The sequence below is a fragment of the Bernardetia sp. genome (genome assembly GCF_020630935.1).
GTDB lineage: Bacteria > Bacteroidota > Bacteroidia > Cytophagales > Bernardetiaceae > Bernardetia.
Map to the genome: position 1 here is coordinate 64,426 of NZ_JAHDIG010000009.1, position 26,027 is coordinate 90,452.

Below are 26,027 nucleotides of genomic sequence, written 5' to 3' on the forward strand. Positions count from 1 at the left end.
TTTATACTCTAATACCAATAATTGTAATATCATCTCGCTGCTCTTCTCCTCTTTGATGTACATCTAATGCTTGTTCCATTTTTGCTTTTTGTTCGTAGAGTTTTAAGGTAGAAATTTCTTTCAAAAATCTTAACAGCTTTGGCGTACCGAATTTTTCTTGTTGTGTATCATTTTGGTCTGCATATCCGTCAGTTGTCAGATAAATCATAGAATCTTTTGGTAGCTCTACAATTTGTGTTTCAAATTTTTTATTTACTTTATTTCGCACACCTCCAATGGTTTTGTTGTTGCCACGTAGATAAATAGCTTCTTTGTGTTCAGTATTTGTATAAATAAGTGGACGTTTTGCTCCTGCAAAAGCAACTTCTGTATGAGTGTCTTTATCTTTCAATCTACAAAAAGCAATATCCATTCCGTCGTCATTAGCTCTGTCATCTTCTCCTTTTAGTTCTCGTTCTTGTTTTAAGGCTGTTCTGACTTGATGATTGAGTTGTTCTAAAATTTCACTAGGCTCAAATATTTTTTTCTCATTGACAATCTCATTCAAAATAGAGTGTCCAATCATAGACATAAAAGCTCCCGGAACTCCGTGTCCAGTACAGTCCACAGCAGCGATAAAGGTATAATTATCTATATGAGAAAACCAGTAAAAATCTCCAGAAACAATATCTTTTGGGCGAAAAAGAACAAAGTAGTCTGGTAAATACTGTGTCATTCTTTCACTAGAAGGCAAAACAGCTTGCTGAATCGTTTGAGCATAACGAATAGAGTCTGTGATATTTCTGTTCTTACTCTGAATAGTATTGTATGCCTTCGCATTATCAATAGCTATTGCTGTATAGGATGCCAATGAGCTAAGAAGGGCTACCTTGTGTTCGTCATAGACATTTTTTTCAAAACTTTGAACTGTAATTACGCCAATCGGACGGTTTTCGACAGATAAAGGAAGATAAATCAAAGAACTTGGAAGCTCTCCTGCTGTTGCTTCATAACTCTTAAACTTTTTAGGGTATTCTTTTTCAAAATCGTTTATCAAAATAACTTCCTGCTTTCCTAAACACTGTACAGAAAAATGTTCTTTATTAGAAACATAGTCGGAATGGTCTGGCAACACTTCGCCTCTTTCTATAAAACCTCTAAATTTGATTCGCTTTTCAGCAGGTTCATAAATCCCTATGCCAAAAGCCTCTGCTGGCATAAGTTGATTTACTTTTTCATAGAGTGTTTGTGCAATATCTTCTACATGAAGAGAAGCTGTAATTTCTCTACCAATATCAGAAAGCGTATTTAGATTTTGATATGATTCTTCTATTTCTTCGTTTTTCTGAACCAAAACAACGGCTTGCTGCTCTAGCTCTGCATTTTTCTTTTCTATGTAGTCTCTTTGAGACAAAATTTCTTCTTGTTGTTGTTCTAATTCTTCATTTTGCACCAAAATTTCTTGTTTCTGCTCTTCTAAAGCTAAGTTTTGTGAGCTGATTTGGTCTTTTTGTTTGGTTATGCGTTCATTTTGCTCTGAAAGTTGTTTGTTAGCTTTTTGTTTTTGGAAAAATGCAAAAAGAATAATTAAACCAATCAGTAAGGCAAGTGCAATCGCACCATAAAGAACATAACGTAAGAGTCTTTCTTCTTTTTCTGCTAAATTTTTCTTCTCAATTTGCTCTGCTTTGAGTTTGTTTTCTAGTTCTAAGTTTTTAATTGCCTCTTTTTGCTTTTCTTTTTCTAAAAGCTCTTGTTTGAGAGCAAGGTCTTTTATTTCCTGTTCTTTCTCTAAATCTTTAATAGCCTGTTCTTTTTTCTCACTTTCCAACTGTTGTTGAGTAAGTAAAAGGGCTTGCTGTGTTTTTTGTCTTTCTAAATTAGCATTTCGTAGGTTGGCTTCTTGTATGGTTTTGTCTTGCAATTCTAGTTCAAGGTCTTGCAATTTTTTATCTGTCTCTAATTGTTTTTTCTTAGAAGCAAGGTCTTGAATTTCTTCATCTACCAAAAGGAGTTTGAGTTCTTTTTCATTCTTCTCAAAAGCAATTTGACGCTGCAAAGACTTTTGCAATTCTTCCTTTTCATTTTGAGAAAGAGAATCACGAACGGCTGCATACCTTCCATAATATGAATAAGCATTTCTAAAGTCGTTCTGACGCTGATAGATTTCAGACATAGTTCTATAACTTGTTGTCAAAACTTCTGCGTTGTTTGTTGCCTTTGCCAGTTTTATTGCCTCTGCTGTGTAGGCACGAGCATTCTGAAAATCCCTACGAAGAAGGTAAATAGCAGCCAAATAATTGTAAGCTTGGGCTACCTCATCTGTATTCCCATTTTTTTTAGCTGATTGTAGAGCTTGCGTAAAATAATTTAAAGAGTTTACATAATCTCCCTTAATCTGATAAATTACGCCAATATTTGTTAGGGTGGTAGTATTAGGCTTATCTGCTGGATTAAAAGTGAGAGATTGTTTAAAATTCTCTAAAGAAGTATCATAATCTCCTAAAAATTTATTCAAAAAACCAATATTATTTAAAGCAACGGCTGTTCCATTATCATCCTTCTTTGCTTTATGGATTTCCAAAATTTGAGTATTGTATTCTAACGCTTTTTGGTAATTACCTATTATTTTATACAAATCTGTAAGGCTACGAAAAGTCTCTAGTTTGCCTTCTGTATCATTATCGATGTTATAAATTTCCAAAACAGCTGTGTAATAAGCTAGTGCTTGGTCGTAGTTTTTTAGCTCTAAGTGAGCATCTGCAATACTTGAGAGTAACTTGGGGTGTACATCTTCACCTAATTCTCCATAAATTTCATTCGATTTAGTAAGATACTCTAACGCTTTGCCTTCTACTTCTTGTTCTTGATAAAATTCGCCTACTTCTTGGTAGGTTTCTGCTAGTAGCTTTCTATTTCCTAATTTTTCTATATTTTTTAGAGCTTGCAAATACCAACGTAAACTATTGGTAAACTGATTTTTGCCCCTATAAATATGTGCAAAATGAAGTATGCTAGTAGTAAGTTCTGTTTGAGTATTGCCTTGAAGAGCAGAGCTAAAGGCTTGTTGTGCATATAAAAGTCCACGTTCGTAGTTCTGTTCTTCTATACTGATACGTGCCATCTCATTTTTGAGATGTGATTTCAAACTATCTGAATCTGCTTTTTCAACCTGTTTTTGTAGTTGTTCTATGCTTTGTCCAAACGTATTGGTAGATAATACGACAGAAGCCACAAAAGATACAATCCAAAACAATATTTTTTTGAATTTCAAATCTGTATGACTGTTTGGTGTTATACACATAGAAGGAGTAAGTTAAAAAACTGACTAGATATTAAAACATAAATGGTTTTTTAGCTAGGTAGGTAGTAAAATCTTCTTACAATATGTTAAATATTTTCCATAATTACAATCTTCATTACTGAAAATTATCAAAACCTCATCTAGTAAATATAACTTATCCAATCAATAATTGAACTAAAGTAATTTTCACTCAAAAAAACAAAATAAATGAATAAAAATTCACCCAAAACCTATTTAATGAATAAAAATTCATTTATATTTGCATCATCTAACTAAAACCAACCCACTATTTTATAATCAAAAATGGCAAGAGCTAAAGATGAAAATAAAGTAATAGCAATTTATGAAGCAACATTAAAGTTAGTGCTAGAAAATGGCTTTACTGGTCTGAAAATGAGTAAGGTAGCTAAAGAAGCCAAACTGGCAACAGGCACTTTATATATTTATTTCAAAGACAAAGAACAACTAATCAATGCGCTCTATCTTTATATCAAAACAGAACAAACTAAACAGTATTTTTGGGATTATTCTGAAACAGATAGTTTTGTTTCTAATTTCAGAAAGCTGTGGTTTAGAGTAGTAGAAGTAGGAATGAAACAACCAGAATATGCAATTTTCATGGAGCAGTATTACCGTTCGCCTTTTATAAAAGAAGACTCAAAAGTACAAGGAGAAGCTCTTATTTCTCCAGTATATCAACTTTTAGAAAGAGGCAAAGCCGAACAACTTATTAAAGATATTCCCTTAGAACTCTTAGTTTGTCAGCTTTTGGGAGCTACCAACGAACTGATAAATTTGCATCAAGAAGGTAATTTTAAAGTAACAAAAGTTCATTTAGAGGCTATGTTCAAAATGTCTTGGGACGCTATCAAAAATTAAATCTATTTTTTTAAGAAAATAATGAATATTTATTCATTTAAAAACGTATAAAGCAATGAAAAAAACAATGTTAATCACAGGTGCATCAACAGGAATTGGAAGAGAAACAGCTATCTATTTTGCTCAAAAAGGTTGGAATGTGGCAGCGACTATGCGTACTCCTTCTAAAGAAACTGAATTGCAAAAAAATTCTTCTATTAAGCTCTATGAGTTAGATGTAACTAAAAACGAAACTATTGAAAAAGCTTTAACAGAAGCTAAAAACGACTTTGGTAGAATTGATGTCGTAGTCAATAATGCTGGTTTTGGAGCAGATGGTGTTTTCGAATCTATGGATGATGAGTTTATCAAAAATCAGTTTGAAACCAATGTGTTTGGTCTGATGCGTGTTACTCGTGAGGCAATAAAACTAATGCGTGAGCAAAACGGAGGTAAAATTATTCAGATTGCTAGTGTGGGTGGACGTGTGGCGTTTCCATTGTATAGCATTTATCATGCTACTAAATGGGCTGTTGAAGGCTTTACAGAATCACTCCAATATGAAGTAGCTCAATTTAACATCCAACTCAAAATCATTGAACCAGGGGCGATTAAGACAGATTTTTATGGACGTAGCCGTGCATTTAGTAAGCCAGATTATACAGATGTGTATGATAATTTTGTAGAAAAATGCGAAAAAGTAGCGATGGAAGCAGGAGATAAAGGAGCTGATTCAGTAAAAGTAGCCAAAACGATTTTTAAAGCAGCTAACAGTAATTCTAACAAAATGCGTTATCCGATTGCCTTTCCTGCCAACGTTCTTCTTCCTGCCAAAAGAATCCTTCCAGAAACAGCATTTTATTCTATTGTAAAGTCTAATTATAAAATTTAAAACAATAGAAATTAGTAAAAGGTTAGTGAGACAATTTTTATAGAGATGCTCATTTTTTGCTAACTTTTTATTTTATGTCAAAGAAAAAACAGATTGCTATCTTTTGGTTTCGTAGAGATTTGCGTTTAGATGACAATGCAGGACTATATCATGCTTTGCGTTCAAACTTTGAGGTTTTGCCTCTTTTTATCTATGATACAGATATTTTGGAGCAATTAGAAGATAAAGACGACGCTCGCCTAACAATGATTTATAGGTATTTGAAGAAAATTAAAGAAGAACTAGAGAGCAAGAAAATAGGTAGTTCGCTTTGTATAAAAATTGGCAAACCCATAGAAATTTATAAAGAACTTACCAAAGAGTATGAGATAAAAGAAGTCTATACCAACCACGATTATGAGCCGTATGCAAAAATTAGAGATGAAAATATCAAAGAATTTTTAGGGGGAAAAGATATTGCTTTTAAAACCTTCAAAGACCAAGTTATTTTTGAAAAAGATGAAGTGTTGAAAGATGATGGTGAGCCGTATGTGGTTTATACACCATACAGCAAAAAATGGAAAAGCAAATTAAAGCCTTTTTATTTAAAGCCTTATCCAACAGGTAAATATTTTGATAATTTCTATAAAACCACACACTTTGATTTTCCAACTTATGAACAAATTGGCTTTGAAGCTAATCGAAGCCCACATATTCCCTCTGACGAAATCCCAGAAGACATTATAAAAAACTATGAAGAGACAAGAGATTTTCCTGCCAAAGAAGGAACAAGCCGACTTAGTCCACATCTTCGTTTTGGAACAATCAGTATCAGAAAACTAGCCAAAGTTGCCAAAGAAACTAATGAAAAATATTTCAATGAACTGATTTGGAGAGAGTTTTATATGTCTATTTTGTATCATTACCCAAAAGTTGTCGATACAGCATTTCGTGAAAAATATGACAGAATTCCTTGGCGAAACAATGAAGAAGAATTTGAAAAATGGTGTGAAGGCAAAACAGGTTATCCACTTGTAGATGCAGGCATGCGACAGCTCAACGAAACTGGTTTTATGCACAACCGTGTGCGTATGGTAGTGGCAAGTTTTCTTACCAAACACTTACTCATCGACTGGCGATGGGGAGAAGCATACTTTGCTAGAAAACTACTAGACTACGAACTCTCTTCGAATAATGGAGGTTGGCAGTGGGCTGCAGGAAGTGGGGTAGATGCTGCGCCCTATTTTCGTATCTTTAATCCAGAGTCTCAACTCAAAAAATTTGATAAAAATCAAAAATATATCCGTACTTGGATTGAAGAAATAGATACCAAAAATTATCCAAAACCTATCGTAGAACACAAAGTAGCAAGAGAAAGAGCCTTAAAAACATATAAAGGTGCTTTGAATGGATAAACTAAGGATATTATTTCGTACAACCCTATTCTTAAAAAATCCGTTTACTTGCTAAACTCATCATTGAGTACAAAAACTTATATGAAAGACGATACCAAAAATACGAAACATTCACAGATGGATGATTTTAGCACGCTAGACTTGGGTAAGTTCAACAAAACCAAACAAAAAGGTAAAGAAAACACGCTCATTCCACTTATTACAAAATCTAAAAATAATAGCAGACAGAGTACGCACGCTGAGCGTGTCTATAAATTTCGTATGCAGCGTTTGCAGTACATCAAAAAAGACATCAAGACGACTAGAAGCCAAATAGAAAATGCACGCCAACATGTTCGTAAAGATTTAATGCCTATTATTGACAGAATTGCCATACAAAAATTTGAGTTTGTACGGCTATTAGATGAAGCTTACCAAAAACAGTTTTTCACCTTCCAACAAAAAGAGCATATCCGAAAAATGATTGAAGATAGAAGTCATCAGCTTTTACAACAATATCGTTTTGAGCCTGCTCGTAAGATGTATAAAAAATATGTCAAGCACAATCGCAGTTTAGATAATGATGTCTTTAATTCTGCAAGTGATGTAGCCAAAGAGTTTGCTGAGGCAGTCAATGATTTACTTTTTGATTGGAGAAAAGACAGAGAAAAGAAAAAGCGTTTTGACATAAATGAAGACCCTGAAAAAATTAATGATGGAGAAGAAGGGTTTCAAATAGAAGACGAAACCAGTAAAAAACGTGTTGTTTTTCATTCTGAAAAAAAAGAAAAGCCTTTTGACACAGCACAAGCATTGCGTCTGCTTTACACACGTCTAGCCAAAGACCTTCATCCAGATTTGGAGCAAGATGAAAAGCGAAAAACTGAAAAAAATGAGGTAATGCGTCGCCTTACAGAAGCCTACAAGAATGAAGACTTGTATGAACTTTTACAAATTCAATTTGAGTATAATGCTGATAGCTCAGAGAATTATACAGAAGCCTTGCCCGAAGAACAGTTGAGTGTAATTAATGAAACACTGCTTTCCCAAATCAAAAAATTACAAGAGGAGTATAAGGAAATGACTGTTTTTGGAGAAGATGCCGTTTTGTATCGTCAGTTTTGCTCTCCTAATGACATAAAAGGAGACATGACACGTATCAAAATCAATCGCCACAAGGAAGAACTCGTCTTCGAACTTCTAGATTTGAAAGATGAAATACAAATTGTGATGAATAAAGATAAGTTTGAAAAATATCTAAAAAGTTTGTAAATCAAATAGTTAAATATTTCCTTTGTAGTTCTTTAGATACCTTTTTTCCTGTTCTGTGAGTCACATAACAGCTTTTTTTTGATATTAAAAGCCGTTGTTGGTATCTCCACCAACAGCTAATATTAAACATTACTTACCTTCCTACTATAAAACTATTTTGCCAAAATGATTGAAAAACCATTGCCTGCCCTAGAAAAAGGAGATTATTATTTCAATGAAGAAGGTTTAATGGTTTTTACCAGTCAGTATCATCTAAAAAGAGGATATTGTTGTAAAAATGTGTGTTTGAACTGTCCTTGGGATTATAAAAGAAGCAAAAAGAAACCAAAAAAAGGTTAGTACATGTCTCTTATCAAGACATAATCAGCCTCTACATTTAGTGTTGTATCTTTAAATTGAAGTGTGTTGTCTAATAGCATAAAATCTTTGACGATATAAATATCTCCTTCCCAATTTTTGTGAAACTCTCCAGATTCGTCATAATTATTTGTCCAAGTAATAAACAAAACACGCCCTTCTCCTTCTTTAGTGATAGGCACTTTTTGAAAGTCTGTCTGCATAGAAAGATAACTGTAGAGCATCGGTACGCTCATTCCATACAACACCTCTGCATTGTAAGTCTTTCCTTCTTCTACTACTCTAAATTCGGGTTTTACATATATTTCTCCATTGTTGTAAGGAAAATTTCTTACCATATCGTTCATATAGGGCTTAGAATTAAAATCTATTACTTGATGTTGCAGTAGCCATGTTTTTGCTTCCAAAGTCATTAGAGCAGTATTCCAAATAATAGGTAAAGTACTTTCTAAGTTCCATAGAGCTAATTCTTCTTGAGAGTAAGCATACGAACCCAAATTACAATCTTGACACCTGTCTAAAATAACATCATCATAGGCATTCAAACTGTCTTTTAATAAGCCTTGAGTGTCTTGAGATAAAAATAGAGGTTTGTCTTTGTCTGATAGGCTTGTTTTTGAAAGTATCATTTCCTCTCGGAAAGCACCTATACGTTCTCTTAATGACTGGCTTTTGTCATAAGCATATTCCATACTTCTAAAATTTCTAAGCGAATCTCCTTTTACGTCTGACCAATTTGTTTTGAAATAACCTATTTTATTTTTGTCTTGGTGATACAGATTAAAAAAAATACTCAAACGATTATTTGATTGTTCGACCAACCTAAGACTCTGTTCGAAAACTTGTTTACGTGAAAATACATCGTATGCCAAAGCTATTGACACAACAATAACCAAAATCCATAAAACTAATGAAATAGCATTTTTTTTCATAAAACAAAAAATAGAAAAGTGAAATCAAGAAGATAGATATATCCTACTATTCCAAAATTACATATTCCAAATATGATAAACAACAGAAAATGAGAGAGGTAGATAAAGTCTTTCACAAGAAATAAACCAAAACCTATTCTACAAGTTAGTGAACTTATACATATTAATCCGATTATTTTCACTTTCTTTCTAAATCTTATGACTTTGTCTCCTTCTTCTCCAAACACTGAAAAAAATAATTTATCTTCTTCCTTTGCAAAAGACATTTTAGCAGGCTTAGAAGCTACACCAAAATATCTTTCTTCAAAATATTTTTATGATGACAAGGGAAGTAAACTTTTTCAAGCCATAATGAATTTGCCAGAGTATTATCTTACTCGTTCTGAATATGAAATTTTTGAATCTTATAAAACCGATTTGTACCAACAATTTTCAAAAGATGTAAAGAAATTTAACTTGGTTGAACTTGGTGCAGGAGACGGACTCAAAACACAAGTATTACTTTCTCATTTTGTCGAAAAAGAAATTCCTTTTACCTATCTACCTATTGATATTTCAGCAGAAGCACTTCATCAGTTAAAATCAAGATTTGACAAAACTATTCCCTCACTCAATTTTGAAGGTATAGAAGGAGAATATTTTGAAGCCTTAGCAAATTTAAAAGCCAAATCAAGTTCAGAAAAAGCCACAGAAACAAGGAATATAGTGCTTTTTTTAGGTTCAAATATTGGAAATTTTGGCAATGAGAATAGTCTGTTCTTTTTAAAGGAATTAGCTCAAAATCTAAATCAAGATGATTACCTTTTGTTAGGTTTCGATTTAAAAAAACATCCTCAAATTATCAAGATGGCTTATGATGATGCTAGTGGTATTACTAAGGCATTTAATATGAATCTTTTGAAACGAATAAATACAGAACTAGATGCCAACTTCAACATCGAAAAATTTAGCTTTTATTCTACCTACATACCCGAAACTGGCGAGGTAAGAAGCTATATTGTTAGCGAAGCAAAACAAGAAGTAGCTTTAGGAAAATTGAATAAAACCATTCATTTTGAGTGGGGAGAAACCATTCACTCTGAAATTTCTAGGAAATATAGTGTAGAACAAATGAAACAAATAACAGCAGAAGCTGGCTTTGAATTGGTAAAATCTTACACCGACTGTAAAGGATATTTTATGGATATGCTCTTGAGAGTGAAATAAAAATTCTATACTTATGACTTTCGTAGCAAAATATTGTTTCATTTCTTCATAGAGTTGGTTTTTGCAAAAGTCCTATATCTAAATGGTATAAAAAAGTCATTTACAAGCTAGTTTGTAAATGACTTTAAAGTTTCTTAGAAGTGTACAAGTACATTTTTAACTTGCATATCTAATAGTAGCTTTGTAATTTCCTGTTAGGTCGCATCCTTTCATATCAAGCTCTACCATACCTGTTCCAAAAAACAGATAGGTTTTCTTTCTCCAAGAACCATCTTTTTTCTCCATAAAAAGTGTAATTTCTACCTGTCCACCACTAGGAGAATATACATATCCTTTTTCAGCGATAGCCCCTACATCACTGCCATCACAAGGCAATTTATCTACTTTAAAGACTTTAAACTTAGGAGTTTGGTCTTTGCGTTTGTGCATTTCTTCTACTTTATAAGTATCTGGGAAAGAACACGTTCCATCATCTTGAAAACAAGCAAAAGCATAGTAGTTTCCTGTATAATTACAATCTGATAATTTCAATTCGATAAATCCTGCTCCTTGTCTTGTATATTCTTTCTTTTCCCAATATCCAGATTTGGTTTGTACATACACTGCCACTACTACCCAGTCTGTAGAACGAGTACTGACATAACCTCTATCAAAGCTACAACCACCTTGTTTACAACCATTTGGTGTGCTACGCTCAGTAAGTTTAAACTGAGGCTTTTCAGCAACTTTTATAGCTTTTTCTTCGGTATTTGGCGTGGGGAAGTTGAAGAAATTCCAGTTAAAAATTAAAAATAATGAGTAAAAAATCAACTGCATACGTAAGTGATATTTAAATAAGATTTTCTTTTTATTCAAAAATACACCAAAATTCAATACTTTACTAATAGTCTGTTAAAATTCTATAAAACGACATAATTAGAAGAAAAATTAAATTTTTAGTTTGTTTTAGTAATCTTGCCTAACAAAATGGTATTTTACTATCAAAGTAGCAAACAGAATACCTTTTTTACTTTTTGCTAGACAAAACCCTGTTGTTTCGATGTATAGACAAAATTCTTTGCTGTATAGCTTTCAAATTAGGTTGAGTATGCTTACTTTTGGCTTTACTTTAGTTGTTATCCATTTGTTTGATGCTAAAGTTAATAAAAAATAAGCAATAGATGCATGATTTTTTATCAATAAATACAGCGATTTTTTATGATAAAAAAGTATAATTCTTACTTTTGGCTTATCTTATCTTTGTCTTTTTTAGTGCTAAAAATATAAATACATGATTGTCGTAACAGGTGCAGCAGGCTTTATTGGCAGTACATTGATTGGTCGTCTCTTAAAAGCAGGATATAGCGATATTATTGCAGTGGATGACTTTTCTAACGAAGAAAAAAATAAAAATTTGGTTGGAAAAGCTATCAATCAGCGTGTGGAAAGAGAAGTTTTTTTCGATTGGTTGAATAAAAATTACATCGACATAGAATTTATATTTCATATTGGCGCACGTACAGACACCACAGAGTTTGATTATAGCATTTTTGAACATCTAAATGTTGAATATAGTAAGAAACTATGGAAAGCCTGCTCTAAATACTCTATTCCTTTAGTCTATGCTTCTTCGGCTGCTACTTATGGAGCAGGAGAATATGGATATGAAGATGATGAGAGTCGTATTCCACTATTAAAACCTCTAAATCCTTACGGCAAATCGAAGCAAGAATTTGATATTTGGGCATTAGAACAAGAGCAAACCCCTCCATTTTGGGCTGGATTAAAGTTTTTCAATGTCTATGGACCTAATGAATTTCATAAAGGACGTATGGCATCCGTTATTTTTCATACTTACCATCAGATTTTGAAGACAGGAAAAATGAAACTTTTCCGTTCTCATAACCCTAACTTTAAAGATGGAGAGCAGCTTCGTGATTTTATCTATGTTAAAGATTTGATAGAAGTTTGTCTGTTTTTAATGGAAACACAACCAAAGTCTAGCATTTATAATCTAGGTAGTGGAACAGCTCGTACTTTTTTAGATTTGGTTAAAAACACGTTCTACGCTTTAGATAAAACACCAGAAATAGACTTCATAGACACACCAACCGATATTCGTGATAAATACCAGTACTACACACAAGCAGATATGGAGAAACTGAAAAAAGCTGGCTATACTAAAGAATTTCACACTCTAGAAGAAGGTGTAGAAGATTATGTAAAGAACTATTTGGTTGAAAGTAAATATTATTAGTACTGAGGATTTGTTCTCCAATAATTAAAGATTATGTTTTTTACACATCTAATTACCAATGATTTGTAAAAAAATCAAACTGTGTTCTAGCGCAAGATTCCATCTTGTGCTTACCGTTTTGTCAGCATATACTGACGAAGAAGTGCGTCCAAGCAGAATACTTAAACGAGAAATAATAAATAAAATTTACTTTATACTTCATTCAAGCTATTTTTTTCCATTGGCTTCGCCGACTTTCAAGTCTTAAACAACATCAACACTAATGTTAAGTTGAGAATAAACTCTCTGAAATACATTCGAAATTTGCCAAAAAGAACTTTTTGTATTGTTTTAGTTATCTTGTTTTACTAATATTTTTTTTATTAATTTTCTCAAAACAATGAAACAAATACACAAAGAAGCCATCTTTCAAAATGCAGATAAAAAGCGTTTTGAATGGAATGTAGAAGGAAAAATAGCTTTTATAGATTATATTCTAAACAATCAAGGTGAAATATTTCTAACCCATACAGAAGTTCCCCAAGAATTGGAAGGCAAAGGCATTGGTTCAAAACTTGTCAAGTCAGTGTTAGATTATATCAAAGAAGAAAACTGGACACTCTATCCTACCTGTCCGTTTGTGGCATCATATATTAAAAAACATGAAGAGTATCAGTCTCTAGTAAAAAAAGGATTGAGATACTAAAGGACTAAAACCAAAAAAATGCCTTCACTTACAAAAGTAAAGGCATTTTTTGTGTTTAATTCTAAATTATTTATCTAATTCTAAACTTATACGGATCCATTACAGATTCTTCTTTATAGGTTAGGTCAAAATAATAATCTCCATCTTCAAGATTTTTGTCCACAAAAATTTGTGCTTGTGTACGTCCATTTTCTAAAACTGGAATAGGTCTTTTGACTACTTTATACGGTTGTCCATTTCTATAAAGTGTAAGATAAACGATTCTTTCTTGTGCATCTCCCTCAAAAAGTCCTTCTCCTACTTCAAATTCTAAATGAACTTCTTTTCCAATCTTGCCTTTGTGTTTTCCTGTTTGGTCAAGGATAACACGTCTGTTTTGGAAGTCGTATTGCGCTGTGAAATTATAGGCTTTACGTGTCAGACCTTTTAAGCGTTCGATTTCTTCCTTTTGACGTTGGATTAGTTCCTCACTTTGGGTAAGCAACTCACGAAGTCTAGTACGGTCTTCGCCAATTTGCTCTAGCTGTGAAAGTGAAGTTTCTTGTTCAGCCAAAAGTTTATCTACTTTTGCCTTTTCAGCTTTATACTTTGCTACTTCAGCAGCCGAAAGTTTGTATTTTTTCGTCATACTGGCAAGCTGATTTTTATAGGATTGAATTTGCTTCAAAAGTGCTTCAATACGCTCACGATTTTTCTTTAGCTCTTCTTTCAAATTGGAAATTTCTCCAATAGCGTACTCATCTTTTCCAGAATATACCTCTCCCAAACGCTCTGAATAGTCTAACTTTTTTTGTTGTAGGTCACTAATTTTTTCTAAAGCTGCATTGGGTTCATTACTAATAATGCTTTTCTCATTTCTAATGTCGTTTCTAGTATGCAACAACACTTGACGCAAAGAGTCAGAATTTTCGTAAGGAATGAGTTTATCATCAATATTTCTAATTTCATTGGTATAGGCTTGTTCTAACCTGTCAAAGTCTTTGTAGAGAGTTTCTAATGTTGCTCGGCTAGAATCACGAAATGCATTAGTCGCCCAAATAGCCCCAACTACTAAGACAAGGGAGAGTATGGCAACGACGACGATAAATGTTTTGCCTTCACGGCTGCTGTATCTGCTCATAAAATTCGGATTTTGGATATAATAATGTAGTTTTCTTTGTCTAAAAAACTAGAAAAATAAGTTAATTTAAAAAAATGGATAAAAATTGCAGTAAAATAATTAAAATTTGCTTGCTATCAAATTCTTTATGTGTAAAATTAGTAAGACTACTGGATAAAACATAGACGACCTCTTCTTGTTTATTCTGATTTGCTTTCCTTTCTGATGAAAAACAGATTTTTGTCGAAAAAATCAGTTCCTAGAGATTAATTTTTAGCGATTTAAAACAGTTTTCGTTAAATTGCTTCGTTATAGAGCCAAACACACAAGTAAATTTTTATTTTCCCTTAGATTTAGTCCCTTACTAGATTATTATACATTCAAAAAAAATAACTTCCTTTTTCATATTTCTCCTAAATAGCATTTTTATTTTGGGGAGTTTTTCTGTGTTTGCTCAAAACTCCACCTCAAATTTGGAGACAGTATTAATCAATGATGTAAAAATTCGTTTGAAGGGAGGGGAAATCGGAATTTTTGAAGACAAAAATCATAGCAAAACATTTGCTCAAATTTCAGATAAAGACTTCGTTTCTAATTTTGAAACCTATCAAGGGTATAACCCAAACTTTGGCTTTAGTAAATCTGTTTTTTGGGTGCGTTTAGAATTAGAAAACCAAAACAAAGAACAAGATGAGTTTCTCTTAGAAATTGCAGCTCCTTTGTTAGATAGCATTACATTTTTTCAAAAGAATGGTGAAAAATACGAGAGCATAATTACTGGAGATGCTTTTGAGTTTAAAAAACGCCCTGTTGCAAATCGCTACTTTTTATTTCCTTTCAACTTAAAATCACAAGAAAAACAGATATTTTACTTTAAAATATCATCTGAGGCTAGTCTGATGCAATTTCCTTTGCGTGTCTGGACACCTCTAGCTTTTGAGCAATACAATCATCAATTTCAATTTATTTTTGGGATTATATATGGTATTATCATTTTTATCTTGATAAATAATCTATTTCTTTACTTTAGTTTGGGTAAAGGAAATAGTTATGCCTATTACGTGGTAGCAATGGCATTTTCTCTTTTAGTAATTGCCAGTCTTAACGGACATGCATATGAATATTTGTGGAGTGATTTTCCATTTTTGCAGCAGAAAGCGCTCCCTATGTGTCTGACACTTTTAGATTTTTTTCTTGTACTGTTTTGTAGAAGGTTTCTAAATACTCATATTTTCCTAAAGAAATTTGATAAAGCACTCCGTATTTTTGGATTTGTACAACTTGGCTTTTTTGTTCTGACTATTTTCTTGCCTTATCAGTACGCCATGTTTTTATCTAATATTTCAGCAACAGCAACAGCAATCGTCTTGCTTGTAACAGGAACAAGTGCTACTTTGAGAGGTAACAAATCAGCTTGGTTTTTTATGAGTGGATTTTCAGTCTATATTTTAGGATATATTATTTTTGCTCTCAAAACAAGCTCTCTAATTCCTCTAAATCCTTTTACAGAATATAGTGTACAGGTAGGAGCTGCTCTTCAAGTAATCTTACTTTCTTTTGCTTTAGGAATCAGAATCAGAGAAATCAGAAATGAAAGAAATGAGGTACAACGCATCATGATGGAATCTCAAAAAGAAGCCAATGAGCAGTTAGAATCTAAGGTAGAAGAGCGTACTTCTGAACTCAATGAAAAAGCCGAAGCCTTAGAAAACTCATACAGAACAGTTTCTATTCTGAGTTCGATAGGGCAAGAAATTACAGCTTCTTTAGACTATGAAGCTATTTTTTCAGTACTGTATCGCTACGTACACGAACTTATGGATTCGCCTTTCTTTGGGGTAGATTTATATTATCCAGAGAAAGAACAAATTGTCTATGTATATAATATAGAAAATGAAGTTTTACTACCAGAGCAAAAAATTGATGTTAATAATCCTAACAATCTTTCAGCTTATGTAGTAAGAAAAAGAGAGAGCATATTTATAAATGATGCCGAAACCGAAATCAAGAACTACCTTCCAAATGTAGAAATTGTAATAGGAGAAGCTCCAAAATCTGTGATTGCGATGCCTTTATTGGTAGGAGAACGAGTTTTGGGAGTTGTTTCAGTACAGAGTTTTGAAAAAAATGCCTATACTAGCCAGCATCTTGAGATTATGAAAACTTTGGCTTCCTACACAGCTATTGCATTAGAGAATGCCTCTTCCTATTCTCAAATTAGAAATGTAAATACCAAAACGATGCAAAGTATTCGTTATGCACAGCGAATACAAGAAGGACTTTTGCCAAGACCACGAATACTTTCAGATAACTTTGATGATGCGAGTGTTTTTTATCGTCCTAGAGATGTAGTGAGTGGAGATTTTTATTGGTTTGAAACGCTACTCAAAGAAGATTTTAGTGATGAGCTACATCAGAATATGCCAAACAAACTCAAAATGATTGTTGTAGGCGACTGTACAGGACATGGCGTTCCTGGTGCGCTTATGACGATTATGGGAATAAACCTTCTCAATCAAATTATTGCAGAAGGAGGAACGTGGCAACCCGACGAAATATTAGAAGGATTAGATGAGCGTGTACGCCACACATTTCACTTAGAAGAACAATTAAATCCTAAAAACCGTCGTAATGATGGAATGGATATTGGAATTTGTGCTGTTGATGAAGAAGAACGAGTAATCTACTATGCTGGTGCAAAAATGCCATTGTATATCGTTAGGAATGGAAAGCTAGAAATAATAAAAGGAAGTCCATTTGCTATTGGAGGTTCATTTATTTCAAAGAAAAAACAAAAAGAGTACAAAATCAATATCTTTAGATATGAAAAAGGAGACAATCTCTTTTTGGCTTCTGATGGCTTTCAAGACCAATTTGGAGGAAATTCGGTAGAGGGCAGAAAATACTACACTCGCTTCTTTAGAGAGTTTTTAGAGAAGATAAGCCCTCTTTCTGCTGCTGAGCAATATTCAGCCTTTACCAAAGAACTTATCAGATGGAAAAACAAGCGCAAACAGACAGACGATATTTTGGTACTGAGTGCAAAACTATAAGCTATGAATACTACAGATTTGTATAGAAAGACCTTAGAGTTTGCTTGTAAAGCACATGAGGGACAAAAAATACCTTCCACTTCTGAAAAAGAAATAGCATTACCTTATTTCCTACACATCACAGAGGTAATGACAGAAACCTTAATAGCTTTTCAAAATACAGAAGAGAAAAATGAGAATCAAAAGCTAGGTGTTTTGGTGGCAATTCTGCACGATACAGTAGAAGATACTGATGTTACACTAGAAGATATAGAAAAAGAATTTGGAAAAGATGTGAAAAATGGTGTTTGGGCAATGACAAAGGATGAGACACTTCCCAAAGATAAGCAAATGGCAGATAGTTTAGACAAACTGCTAAAGCAACCAAAAGAAATACAAGCTGTTAAGCTCACTGACCGAATTGTTAATCTAAAACAGCCTCCTCATTATTGGAACATAGAAAAACGAAAAAATTACCAAAAAGAAGCTAAGTTTATTTTAGAAAAACTAAAAGATGCAAACTCTTATTTAGCTAAGCGATTAGCTGAAAAAATTGTAGCTTATGAGGAATTTATATTCTAAAAAATATAAAAAGCTCAATACTCAAACAAACTTAAATGTTTCTCTATACTTTTTTGGTCGGTCATAGAGGGCAGCACTGAAGATTAAAATGATTTCATAAGTTATTTTCCAATTTCACACTAAAAAAGAAAAACCCTAGTCCTAAAAATATAGGAAAAGGGCTTTGCTTATCTACACAGAAATGCTAAAAATGAGCGTTTGCAAAAAATCGGCTACTGCCACAAACTAACGTGCTATTTCTTTAAAGGCATTCACAAATAAAAACTTGATTCTGAAAAATAAAGGGGTTGCTAAAAATAATTTGCTTTGAAGTCCTTCCTCTGCCAAAACAAAAAACAATGTCTTTGAGAATAGTCGCCTTACTTGTGATTTTGATTGATGTATTTCAAAGGAGTTGCCATTTTGTTCAGAAATGAAAACTAACTTCCATTTTTTGCTAAATTTTCTCAAAAGTTTATCAAAAATGCTTTTTAGAGTACGTAGAGCACGATTTTATTTTTTATAAATAAATAATGTACTCTCTATATATTAGCTTCTAGTATTGTTATATTGCCATTATGAAAACCTTAGCTTTTCATTCTGAAAAAATGTATTTTTGCAAATTAAAATAGCAAAATATAGAACACTCTTTAGAGTGTTGAAAAATATAAAAAGCAATGGCAAAAGGATTTGGTAAAACGTGGTGGGGACAAAAATGGCTAGAAGCCTTCACAGATATAGACGATACAGGCAGACTAACACGAGGAAAAACGTATGCTAGAAATGGCTCAATCCAACAAAAAGTAATCAGAGGAACAGCCATTGAAGCTAAAGTAAAAGGTAGCCAAGCAAGTGCTTATTCTACGTATGTAGAAATGAAAGCCTTCACAGAAAATGATAAGAAAATAATTTTAGAGCTTCTCCAAAGAAAACCAGAGCTTTGGCAACAACTTACACAACGACAACTGCCTAAAGAACTCTTCAACTTTTTAGAACAAGAAGATATTAACCTTTTTCCGAAGCGTTGGAGAGATTTTCGTGCTGCGTGTTCATGTCCAGATTTTGCTATGCCTTGTAAGCATATTGCAGCACTTATTTATTCTTTTTCAGAAGAAGTAGATGCTAATCCGTTTTTAATTTTCTTATTGCACGATTTTGATTTGCTTTCATATATTGAAGAAAATGCTCAAAAACAAAAAATGGCTTCTATGCCAAAATGGGAAGAAAAGTGGCTACATTCAGACGAAATCATTGAATTACCTCATCCCAAACCTGTTCAAGAATTAGACATCTCTTTTGCTCAAATTTCTAACCTTGAACAGACTTTGTTACAACTTCTCTCTCCTAATCCTCCATTTTTTGAGAAGGAAGATTTTAAAAGTATTCTTCAAACTACCTATCAAAAACTACCCAAAACCATAGAAGACTACTGGCAAGAATATGAAACAGAAGAAGAACGAGAAAACGACAAAGATGAATTTTATAGTTACGAGAAAAAACAATCACAAAAACAGGACGACGATAAAAATTATTACGAAATAGAGCGTTTTGAATTTACTTTTGATGCTTCATACAAACTTCGAAATACTTTTAAAGTAACTAAGCAAAAACGAAAGTTAGTCAAAATCAAAATTGATAATGGTTTTGGTTTCTTGTTAGATTTATTTTATACGCTTCCAACCACAGAAATAAAACGTTTGTCCAATCAACTTCAAACACTTTTCAAAATTCATCAGTTTGCGCTTGCACTTTTAGAACGTGGAGCAGTTGTTCCGACTATTTTTAGCAACCAAAAAAATGAAATTTTTATTCGTTGGCAACCAGCTGTCTTGAATACAAGTGTAAAAGAAACGTTACATCAAATAGCTAGTTCTTTGGATATCAGAAGCGTAAACTTAGGATTAAGACACAAAAAAGAAGGAGATGAGAAAGCCAAAATGCAACCTCATTATGCCGACCAACAAGAATCTACACTTACGATTTTGGGAATGATATTGCAGTTTTATATTGAGGAAACATGGATAAAAACTCGTTATAAAAAACGTCTTTCATCACTCAATATGAAGGTAGAAAGTATCTTTTTTATGAACTTAGCAATGAGTTTTACAGGCTATCAAGAAAAAGATATGCCCCATTTGATTCGTGCTTGGTTAGGCAAATTTCTGCTTTCTGAACGCAAATATGTTCCTATTCTGTCTATTCAAGAAAACTTTGAAGAAGGCGACCCAGATGAAGAAAGCATACACAATGACTACGAAGAAGCAGATGAAACATTTTCTTTGGAAATATTGATAGAGGATAAAGAACACAATCACAAACACGAAGAAGAAAAAACGCCTCATATTCCCCTTGCTGTAATTTTTGAAGATGATTCGTTTGAAGATGTACGCCTTCCGATTGTGCAAGACTTACAGATTTTATCTGACTTCTTAGGAGAAATAAGGGAAATTATCGAATCACAAGGACAAGAAACAAAGAATATAGAATCTACACGTCTTGCCAAAATTCTGACTGATATTTTTCCAGTCTTACAGATTTTGGGAATAAAAATCTTGTTGCCAAAACGACTAGAAAAGATTGTTCGTCCAAAACTAAAAGCAACTATAAATTCAAAAAATAAAAAAGAAGAATCGTTTTTAAAACTAGGAAGTGTTTGGGATTTTGATTGGGAAGTAGCAATGGGAGAAGACAAAATGTCGGCTGCCGATTTTGAGAGAATGATAGCGCAAAAGGCTGGATTGTGGCGATTTAAAGACCAATATGTGTTGCTAGACGAAAAAGAAATTGCTCTTATTGTAGAACAATTAAAGAAGAAAAAGAAAAAACTCTCCAATGCCGAACTCTTGCAAACTGCCCTCACAGAAGAATATCAAGGAACGAAAGTAGAACTAAGTGAAAAAGTCAGAATTTTATTAAATGAACTGAAAGAAACGCCAAAAATTGAAACGCCTCAAAACCTAAAAGCAACATTACGTCCATACCAACAAGTGGGCTATGAATGGCTTTATCAGAATGCAAGACTGGGTTTGGGCTCTATTTTGGCAGACGATATGGGACTTGGAAAAACGCTTCAAACCATTACCTTTTTATTAAAGCTCAAAGAAGAACGCCAATTAGGAGGACAACATCAGCCTGCACTTGCTGTTTTACCAACAACACTTTTGAGTAACTGGCAGCGAGAAATTGAAAAATTTGCACCTTCGCTTTCCTATCACGTTTATCATGGAGCAAATAGAAAATGGCTAGACGAAAAAGATATTTTCCAAGCAGATATTTGGCTCACGACGTATGGCACAGTCAGAAGCGAAGATAAGCGTTTTGCAGAGCGTGAGTGGGCGTGTGTGATTATAGACGAAGCCCAAGCCATAAAAAATCCAGCAGCAGGACAAACAGAAGCCGTCAAGATGCTTAAAAGTCCTAGAAAAATTGCCCTTTCAGGAACGCCAGTAGAAAACCGTTTGAGTGAATATTGGTCAATTTTTGATTTTGTAAATGAGAACTATTTGGATGTGCTTTCTACTTTTCGAACAAACTTTTCAATTCCGATAGAAAGAGATAGAGACGAACATCGTGCTGATATTTTCAAAAAAATGACTGCACCTTTCATTATGAGAAGACTCAAAACGGATAAAAGCATTATTGATGATTTACCAGAAAAAATAGAAAAAGACCAAATTTGTAGCCTTACTAAAGAACAAACTTTGCTTTACGAAACTACGCTTCGTGAGGGAATGAAAGTAGTAGAAGAAAACGAAGGCATCAAGAGGCGTGGCGTAATTTTGAAGCTAATGATGCAACTCAAACAAATATGTAATCACCCTGCTCATTTTTTAAAGGAAAGTACAATGAAAGTCAGCGATTCTGGCAAAACAAAACTGTTTTTAGATATTGTCAAGCAGATTTATGAGGCAGAGGAAAAAGCCTTGATTTTTACACAATACACAAAAATGGGAGAGCTTTTAAAGAGTTTTTTACAGAATACTTTTCAGACAGAAGTTCCTTTTTTACATGGAGGTCTGACACGTAAAGGACGAGACGAAGCTGTTGAGATTTTTCAAAATGAAGAGCATTGTCCGTTTATGATTTTGTCGTTGAAAGCAGGAGGAACAGGACTAAATCTAACTTCAGCAAGCCACGTAATTCATTTTGATTTATGGTGGAATCCTGCCGTCGAAGCACAGGCTACTGATAGAGCTTATCGCATTGGACAGAAAAACAATGTTTTAGTCCATAGAATGATAACCCAAGGAACACTAGAGGAAAAAATAAATACACTTTTACAATCTAAAAAAGAAATCGCTGACCTTGCTATCACAACAAACAATGCTTGGATAACTGAAATGAATACAGGCGAACTTCACGAACTGTTTTCTTTAAAGGATTTATAAAAAGATTATTTTCAAGTACTTCAAGCAAAGAGAAACTCAATGGGTTTCTCTTTTTTATTATTTAATAATTATTAAATTTAATTGTCTATACAATCATAAAAACAGCTATTATAGCTTATTTTAAAGTAAAAACAAGATTTTTATCGTAAAAAATTAATTGTACATACAACTATTTTTCTATCTTTGCGTATAACTAAACAAGACGAGCAAATAAAGGCTCATTTCATTTTAAACATTCAATTATTTATTATCATATAAACTTTTTTAATTATGGCTACTATTTGGAACATCGACCCAATGCACTCTGAAATTCAATTTAAAGTAAAACATTTAGTTATTTCTACTGTAACAGGTTCTTTTGGAGAGTTTTCTGGTAAGTTAGAAGCAACAAAAGAAGACCTCACAGATGCAAAAATTACTTTTGAAGCAACGATTGATAGCATTAGTACTGGAAATGAACAAAGAGATGGACACTTAAAATCAGATGACTTTTTCGGAGCAGAACAGCATCCAAAACTCACTTTTGAATCTACTTCATTTGAAAAAAAATCAGATGATGAATATACATTGAAAGGAAATCTAACTATCAAAGGCACAACAAAACCTGTTAGTTTAGAAGTAGAATATGGAGGAACAGCTACTGACGCTTATGGAAATACAAAGGCAGGATTTGAATTGAAAGGCAAAATAAATCGTAAAGATTTTGGACTAACTTGGAATGGTGTAACAGAGGCAGGTGGAGTAGTAGTAAGTGATGAAGTAAGACTACTTATGAATGTACAGCTTGCTAAATTAGTAGAAGAAACAGCATAATTTTTTTCATACTGTCTCGTTCTGAAATAGTATTACAGATTTAGAGATACATTTTAGTTAGAATCAGACTGTCTTTAGATGGTCTGATTTTTCTTTTTTAGTAAAATTAGGATTCAGCTTTTTAGTATTTATACTAAGATATGGATTTAAGCACAATAATTGTGTTTTCAAGATTACATATTATTTTGTATTTTAGTATGTATAAATTTCACTATATAAAGTTTTGCTAAATTGATTGAGCTATGAATTTTTCCAAAAAACTAGGATTTTTTAGTGCTTTTTCATTGCCTCTTATGCTTGTTATAGGCTATTATATAGGAGGAATAGGAAACTATCTGACCATAATTTTTGTCTTTGGAGCAATCCCACTTTTAGACCATTTTATTGGAACAGATACAGAAAATATTGATAAAGAACAGGAAGAAGAATTGAGTCAAGAATCATTTTTCAAATTAGTTTTATATACTTGGGTATTCGTACAACTTAGTATTTTGCTTTGGGCAATGAGCATAATTGTTTCTGACTTGCTAGTTTGGTGGGAAATTATTGGTTTTATAATTTCTCTAGGATTAGTAACTGGAGGAGTAGGAATTACAGTAGCTCACGAACTTGGACACAAAACCAATAAGCTAGACCAATTTTTTGCTAAAACCCTTCTTTTTACAGTGGGTTATATGCACTTCTTTATCGAACACAACCGAGGGCATCACGTTTGGGTAGCTACGCCACACGATGCAGCTACCTCACAGAAAAATGAAACTTTTTATCATTTTTGGAAGCGAAGTATTACCAATAGCTATAAACACGCTTGGAAACTGGAAAATGAACGACTTGAACGTAAAAAAGTATCAAAAAACAGCTCTGAAAATGCTATGATTTGGTACACTATTTTGCCTATTGTTGGACTGACTCTTACTACGCTTTATTTTTCTCTCCTTGAAGGTCGTTTTGTTTGGGAAGTTAGTGTTTTACTTATAGCTCAAGCCATTATTGCTTTTTCACTCTTGGAAGCTGTCAATTATGTAGAGCATTATGGAATTGTTAGGAAAGAGATTACTCCTAATCGTTATGAGCGTGTCAATCCTTTTCACTCTTGGAACAGTAGCCATAAGGTAAGTAATTTTATTTTGTTTCAACTCCAACGCCACTCTGACCACCACGCTTTTGCCGTTCGTGAATATCAAGTTTTGAGACACTTTGATGAAAGTCCACAACTGCCATCTGGCTATCCAACAATGATTTTGATGGCACTTGTTCCTAATCTGTGGTTTAAGAAAATGAACCCTATTTTAGAGCATTGGAAAGAAGCCGTATATCAGAAGGCAACTTGAAAGTAAGAACAAACAAAAATCCCTTTCATCATTCAGATAAAAGGGATTTTTAAGTAGTAAAATTAATACTAATTATTCTTCTACTACATTTAGTTTAATTTCTGGCTGTACTTCTTTGTGAAGATATACTGAAACAGTATATTCTCCCAACATTTTAAGGTCATTTGGAAGTGTGATATTTCTACGATCAACTTCGAAACCTTTTTCTTTAATTGCTTCTGCAATCTGAATTGGAGTAACAGCACCGAAGATTTTACCAGACTCACCTGCTTTAGTACGAATTTCTAAAGTTAGATTTTCTAACTGGTTGCCCAACTCTTGAGCATCTTCAATTTCTTTAGCAAGTTTACGAGCTTGCTGGCGTTTTGTTTCTTCTACGGCTTTAACATTAGAAGCAGAAGCTGCCATTGCTAATCCTTGTGGAATAAGATAATTACGAGCATATCCTGGTTTTACAGTTACTACATCGTTTTTATCTCCTAAGCCTTTAACGCCTTGTTTTAAGATAATATCCATAATCTATTTTTGAATTATAGGTTTTGGGAATGAATAAATAAAATAGGAAAGAAGGCAGGCTTATTTTCCGTTGTCATCAACAAATGCCAAAAGACCGAGGTGTCTTGCACGTTTCACAGCTTGTGTTACTTTGCGTTGGAATTTGAGGCTGTTACCTGTGATACGACGAGGCAATACTTTACCTTGGTCGTTCAAGAATTTTTTCAAAAACTCAGCATCTTTGTAATCTACATACTTGATACCTGATTTTTTGAAACGACAATATTTTTTTCTGCGCTCTTGTCTTGAGCTATGGATTGGTTCGTTGATTAGTGTCATAATCTAATGAAATAGTTTTTTGTAAATAAAAAGGAATTCAGTGTGAGAAAGCTAGAAAATTACTTCTTACCTTCTTCTTCTTTAGGAGTATCTTTCTTTTTATTAAACTCTCCATTACGACGACGCTCATTGAAGAGCATTGAGTGCTTATCTAAAGCAACTACCAAATGACGCATTACACGCTCATCACGACGAAACTCTACCTCTAAACCTTTGATAAGTTGTGGGTCAGCTTCGAATTCAAAGTAGTGATAGTGTCCACTATGCTTTTTTTGCATCGGATAGGCAAGTTTTTTCAACCCCCAGTTCTCACGATTATAAATGTTTGCACCGTTTTCTGTCAAGTAGTTGTAGAACTTATCGCTAATTTCTCCCAACTGACTTTCGGACAACACGGGCGTGAGAATAAATGTTACTTCGTAATTTCTCATACCAAATCAGTTAATTGTGTTAAAAAAATGAAGTGCAAAGGTAAGACTTTATTTATTGATTTGCAACACTATACACAATCATTTCTCCAAGACACCCCATATTCCCCAAAAAACATCTCCACTATTTTCCTTTTTAGAATCTGTATTGGCAATAAAAATTCTTCCTATCTTTTTTTCAGAATCAAAATACATCATTGTATTCGTTCCAGGGTCGCCTCCACTATGTCCGATGTCATTATAAGCAAGCTGTTTGTCTAAAAATAAACCTACATTAAAATCTTTTTTACCTTCAAAGTTTTCCTGCTCTAACTGCGATTTAAAAAACTCTGCATAACTATCTTTATTAAGTAGCATTCCGTTTCCGTCATAGCCTTTCATCAAATCAATTAAAAATTTACTCAAATCAGAGCTAGAAGTAATCAGTCCACCATCAGGATAAGAAAG

The 26,027-nt window shown here is 33.3% G+C and carries 21 protein-coding genes; 13 read left to right on the plus strand and 8 right to left on the minus strand.

Annotation, left to right across the window (positions count from 1 at the left end; all coding sequences use genetic code 11):
- Position 1 precedes the first annotated feature (1 nt).
- Positions 2-3,283, minus strand: a complete 3,282-nt coding sequence (locus QZ659_RS04355; protein ID WP_291722397.1) for a tetratricopeptide repeat protein — start codon at positions 3,281-3,283, stop codon at positions 2-4.
- 303 nt (positions 3,284-3,586) lie between these two features.
- Between QZ659_RS04355 and QZ659_RS04360 the strand changes: the two genes are divergently transcribed.
- From QZ659_RS04360 to QZ659_RS04380, 5 genes are all read left to right on the plus strand, one after another.
- A complete protein-coding gene (locus QZ659_RS04360) occupies positions 3,587-4,162 on the plus strand; it encodes a TetR/AcrR family transcriptional regulator (protein WP_291722400.1) in 576 nt (191 codons plus the stop codon).
- A 55-nt stretch (positions 4,163-4,217) separates the two neighbouring features.
- Complete coding sequence (locus QZ659_RS04365) at positions 4,218-5,033, plus strand: SDR family oxidoreductase (RefSeq protein ID WP_291722404.1); 816 nt, start codon at positions 4,218-4,220, stop codon at positions 5,031-5,033.
- A 74-nt stretch (positions 5,034-5,107) separates the two neighbouring features.
- Positions 5,108-6,427, plus strand: a complete 1,320-nt coding sequence (locus QZ659_RS04370; protein ID WP_291722407.1) for a cryptochrome/photolyase family protein — start codon at positions 5,108-5,110, stop codon at positions 6,425-6,427.
- A gap of 81 nt (positions 6,428-6,508) precedes the next feature.
- Entirely contained in the window at positions 6,509-7,678 is a 1,170-nt protein-coding gene (locus QZ659_RS04375) for a hypothetical protein (RefSeq protein WP_291722410.1), read from the plus strand.
- 165 nt (positions 7,679-7,843) lie between these two features.
- Positions 7,844-8,017: a DUF5522 domain-containing protein gene (locus QZ659_RS04380; protein ID WP_291722413.1), complete on the plus strand. Its 174-nt coding sequence runs from the start codon at positions 7,844-7,846 to the stop codon at positions 8,015-8,017.
- Here the strand turns inward: QZ659_RS04380 and QZ659_RS04385 are convergent.
- On the minus strand, positions 8,014-8,967 hold the full coding sequence (locus QZ659_RS04385) for a hypothetical protein (RefSeq protein WP_291722416.1): 954 nt from the start codon (positions 8,965-8,967) through the stop codon (positions 8,014-8,016). The two genes, QZ659_RS04380 and QZ659_RS04385, sit on opposite strands and share 4 nt — an antisense overlap.
- Positions 8,968-9,165: 198 nt before the next feature.
- Here QZ659_RS04385 and egtD point away from each other — a divergent pair, with 198 nt between their 5' ends.
- A complete protein-coding gene (gene egtD / locus QZ659_RS04390) occupies positions 9,166-10,173 on the plus strand; it encodes an L-histidine N(alpha)-methyltransferase (protein WP_291722420.1) in 1,008 nt (335 codons plus the stop codon).
- Between the two features lie 156 nt (positions 10,174-10,329).
- Here egtD and QZ659_RS04395 read toward each other — a convergent pair whose 3' ends face one another.
- Positions 10,330-10,989 (minus strand): hypothetical protein, encoded by a 660-nt coding sequence (locus QZ659_RS04395; RefSeq protein WP_291722423.1) that lies wholly within the window; start codon positions 10,987-10,989, stop codon positions 10,330-10,332.
- A 454-nt stretch (positions 10,990-11,443) separates the two neighbouring features.
- On the opposite strand from QZ659_RS04395, the gene rfaD reads away from it, so the two are divergent.
- Together rfaD and QZ659_RS04405 are read left to right on the plus strand one after the other, a co-directional pair.
- Complete coding sequence (gene rfaD / locus QZ659_RS04400) at positions 11,444-12,409, plus strand: ADP-glyceromanno-heptose 6-epimerase (RefSeq protein WP_291722426.1); 966 nt, start codon at positions 11,444-11,446, stop codon at positions 12,407-12,409.
- Positions 12,410-12,788: 379 nt separating this feature from the next.
- Complete coding sequence (locus QZ659_RS04405) at positions 12,789-13,094, plus strand: GNAT family N-acetyltransferase (RefSeq protein WP_291722429.1); 306 nt, start codon at positions 12,789-12,791, stop codon at positions 13,092-13,094.
- Positions 13,095-13,164: 70 nt separating this feature from the next.
- On the opposite strand, the gene QZ659_RS04410 is transcribed toward QZ659_RS04405, so the two are convergent.
- The gene (locus QZ659_RS04410) at positions 13,165-14,214 is read right to left on the minus strand and encodes a hypothetical protein (RefSeq protein ID WP_291722432.1); all 1,050 of its coding nucleotides are present in this window, start codon (positions 14,212-14,214) and stop codon (positions 13,165-13,167) included.
- Positions 14,215-14,666: 452 nt separating this feature from the next.
- On the opposite strand from QZ659_RS04410, the gene QZ659_RS04415 reads away from it, so the two are divergent.
- The 5 genes from QZ659_RS04415 (at position 14,667) to QZ659_RS04435 (ending at position 24,318) form a co-directional block, all read left to right on the plus strand.
- Entirely contained in the window at positions 14,667-17,246 is a 2,580-nt protein-coding gene (locus tag QZ659_RS04415; RefSeq protein WP_291722435.1) for a 7TM diverse intracellular signaling domain-containing protein, read from the plus strand.
- Between the two features lie 3 nt (positions 17,247-17,249).
- Positions 17,250-17,807, plus strand: a complete 558-nt coding sequence (locus QZ659_RS04420) for an HD domain-containing protein (protein WP_291722437.1) — start codon at positions 17,250-17,252, stop codon at positions 17,805-17,807.
- A 656-nt stretch (positions 17,808-18,463) separates the two neighbouring features.
- Positions 18,464-22,174, plus strand: a complete 3,711-nt coding sequence (locus QZ659_RS04425) for a DEAD/DEAH box helicase (protein ID WP_291722440.1) — start codon at positions 18,464-18,466, stop codon at positions 22,172-22,174.
- A 270-nt stretch (positions 22,175-22,444) separates the two neighbouring features.
- The gene (locus QZ659_RS04430) at positions 22,445-22,987 is read left to right on the plus strand and encodes a YceI family protein (RefSeq protein WP_291722443.1); all 543 of its coding nucleotides are present in this window, start codon (positions 22,445-22,447) and stop codon (positions 22,985-22,987) included.
- 242 nt (positions 22,988-23,229) lie between these two features.
- Positions 23,230-24,318 (plus strand): alkane 1-monooxygenase, encoded by a 1,089-nt coding sequence (locus tag QZ659_RS04435; protein ID WP_291722446.1) that lies wholly within the window; start codon positions 23,230-23,232, stop codon positions 24,316-24,318.
- A gap of 72 nt (positions 24,319-24,390) precedes the next feature.
- Here QZ659_RS04435 and rplI read toward each other — a convergent pair whose 3' ends face one another.
- The 4 genes from rplI to QZ659_RS04455 all read right to left on the minus strand — a co-directional run.
- Positions 24,391-24,834 carry a 50S ribosomal protein L9 gene (gene rplI, locus QZ659_RS04440; RefSeq protein ID WP_291722449.1) on the minus strand — a complete coding sequence of 148 codons (444 nt, stop codon included), beginning with the start codon at positions 24,832-24,834 and terminating at the stop codon, positions 24,391-24,393.
- A 60-nt stretch (positions 24,835-24,894) separates the two neighbouring features.
- On the minus strand, positions 24,895-25,152 hold the full coding sequence (rpsR, locus tag QZ659_RS04445; RefSeq protein WP_291722452.1) for a 30S ribosomal protein S18: 258 nt from the start codon (positions 25,150-25,152) through the stop codon (positions 24,895-24,897).
- A gap of 59 nt (positions 25,153-25,211) precedes the next feature.
- Entirely contained in the window at positions 25,212-25,583 is a 372-nt protein-coding gene (gene rpsF, locus QZ659_RS04450; RefSeq protein ID WP_291722455.1) for a 30S ribosomal protein S6, read from the minus strand.
- 78 nt (positions 25,584-25,661) lie between these two features.
- Positions 25,662-26,027 (minus strand): serine hydrolase (locus tag QZ659_RS04455; RefSeq protein WP_291722458.1); only part of this gene is annotated, 366 nt, incomplete at its 5' end.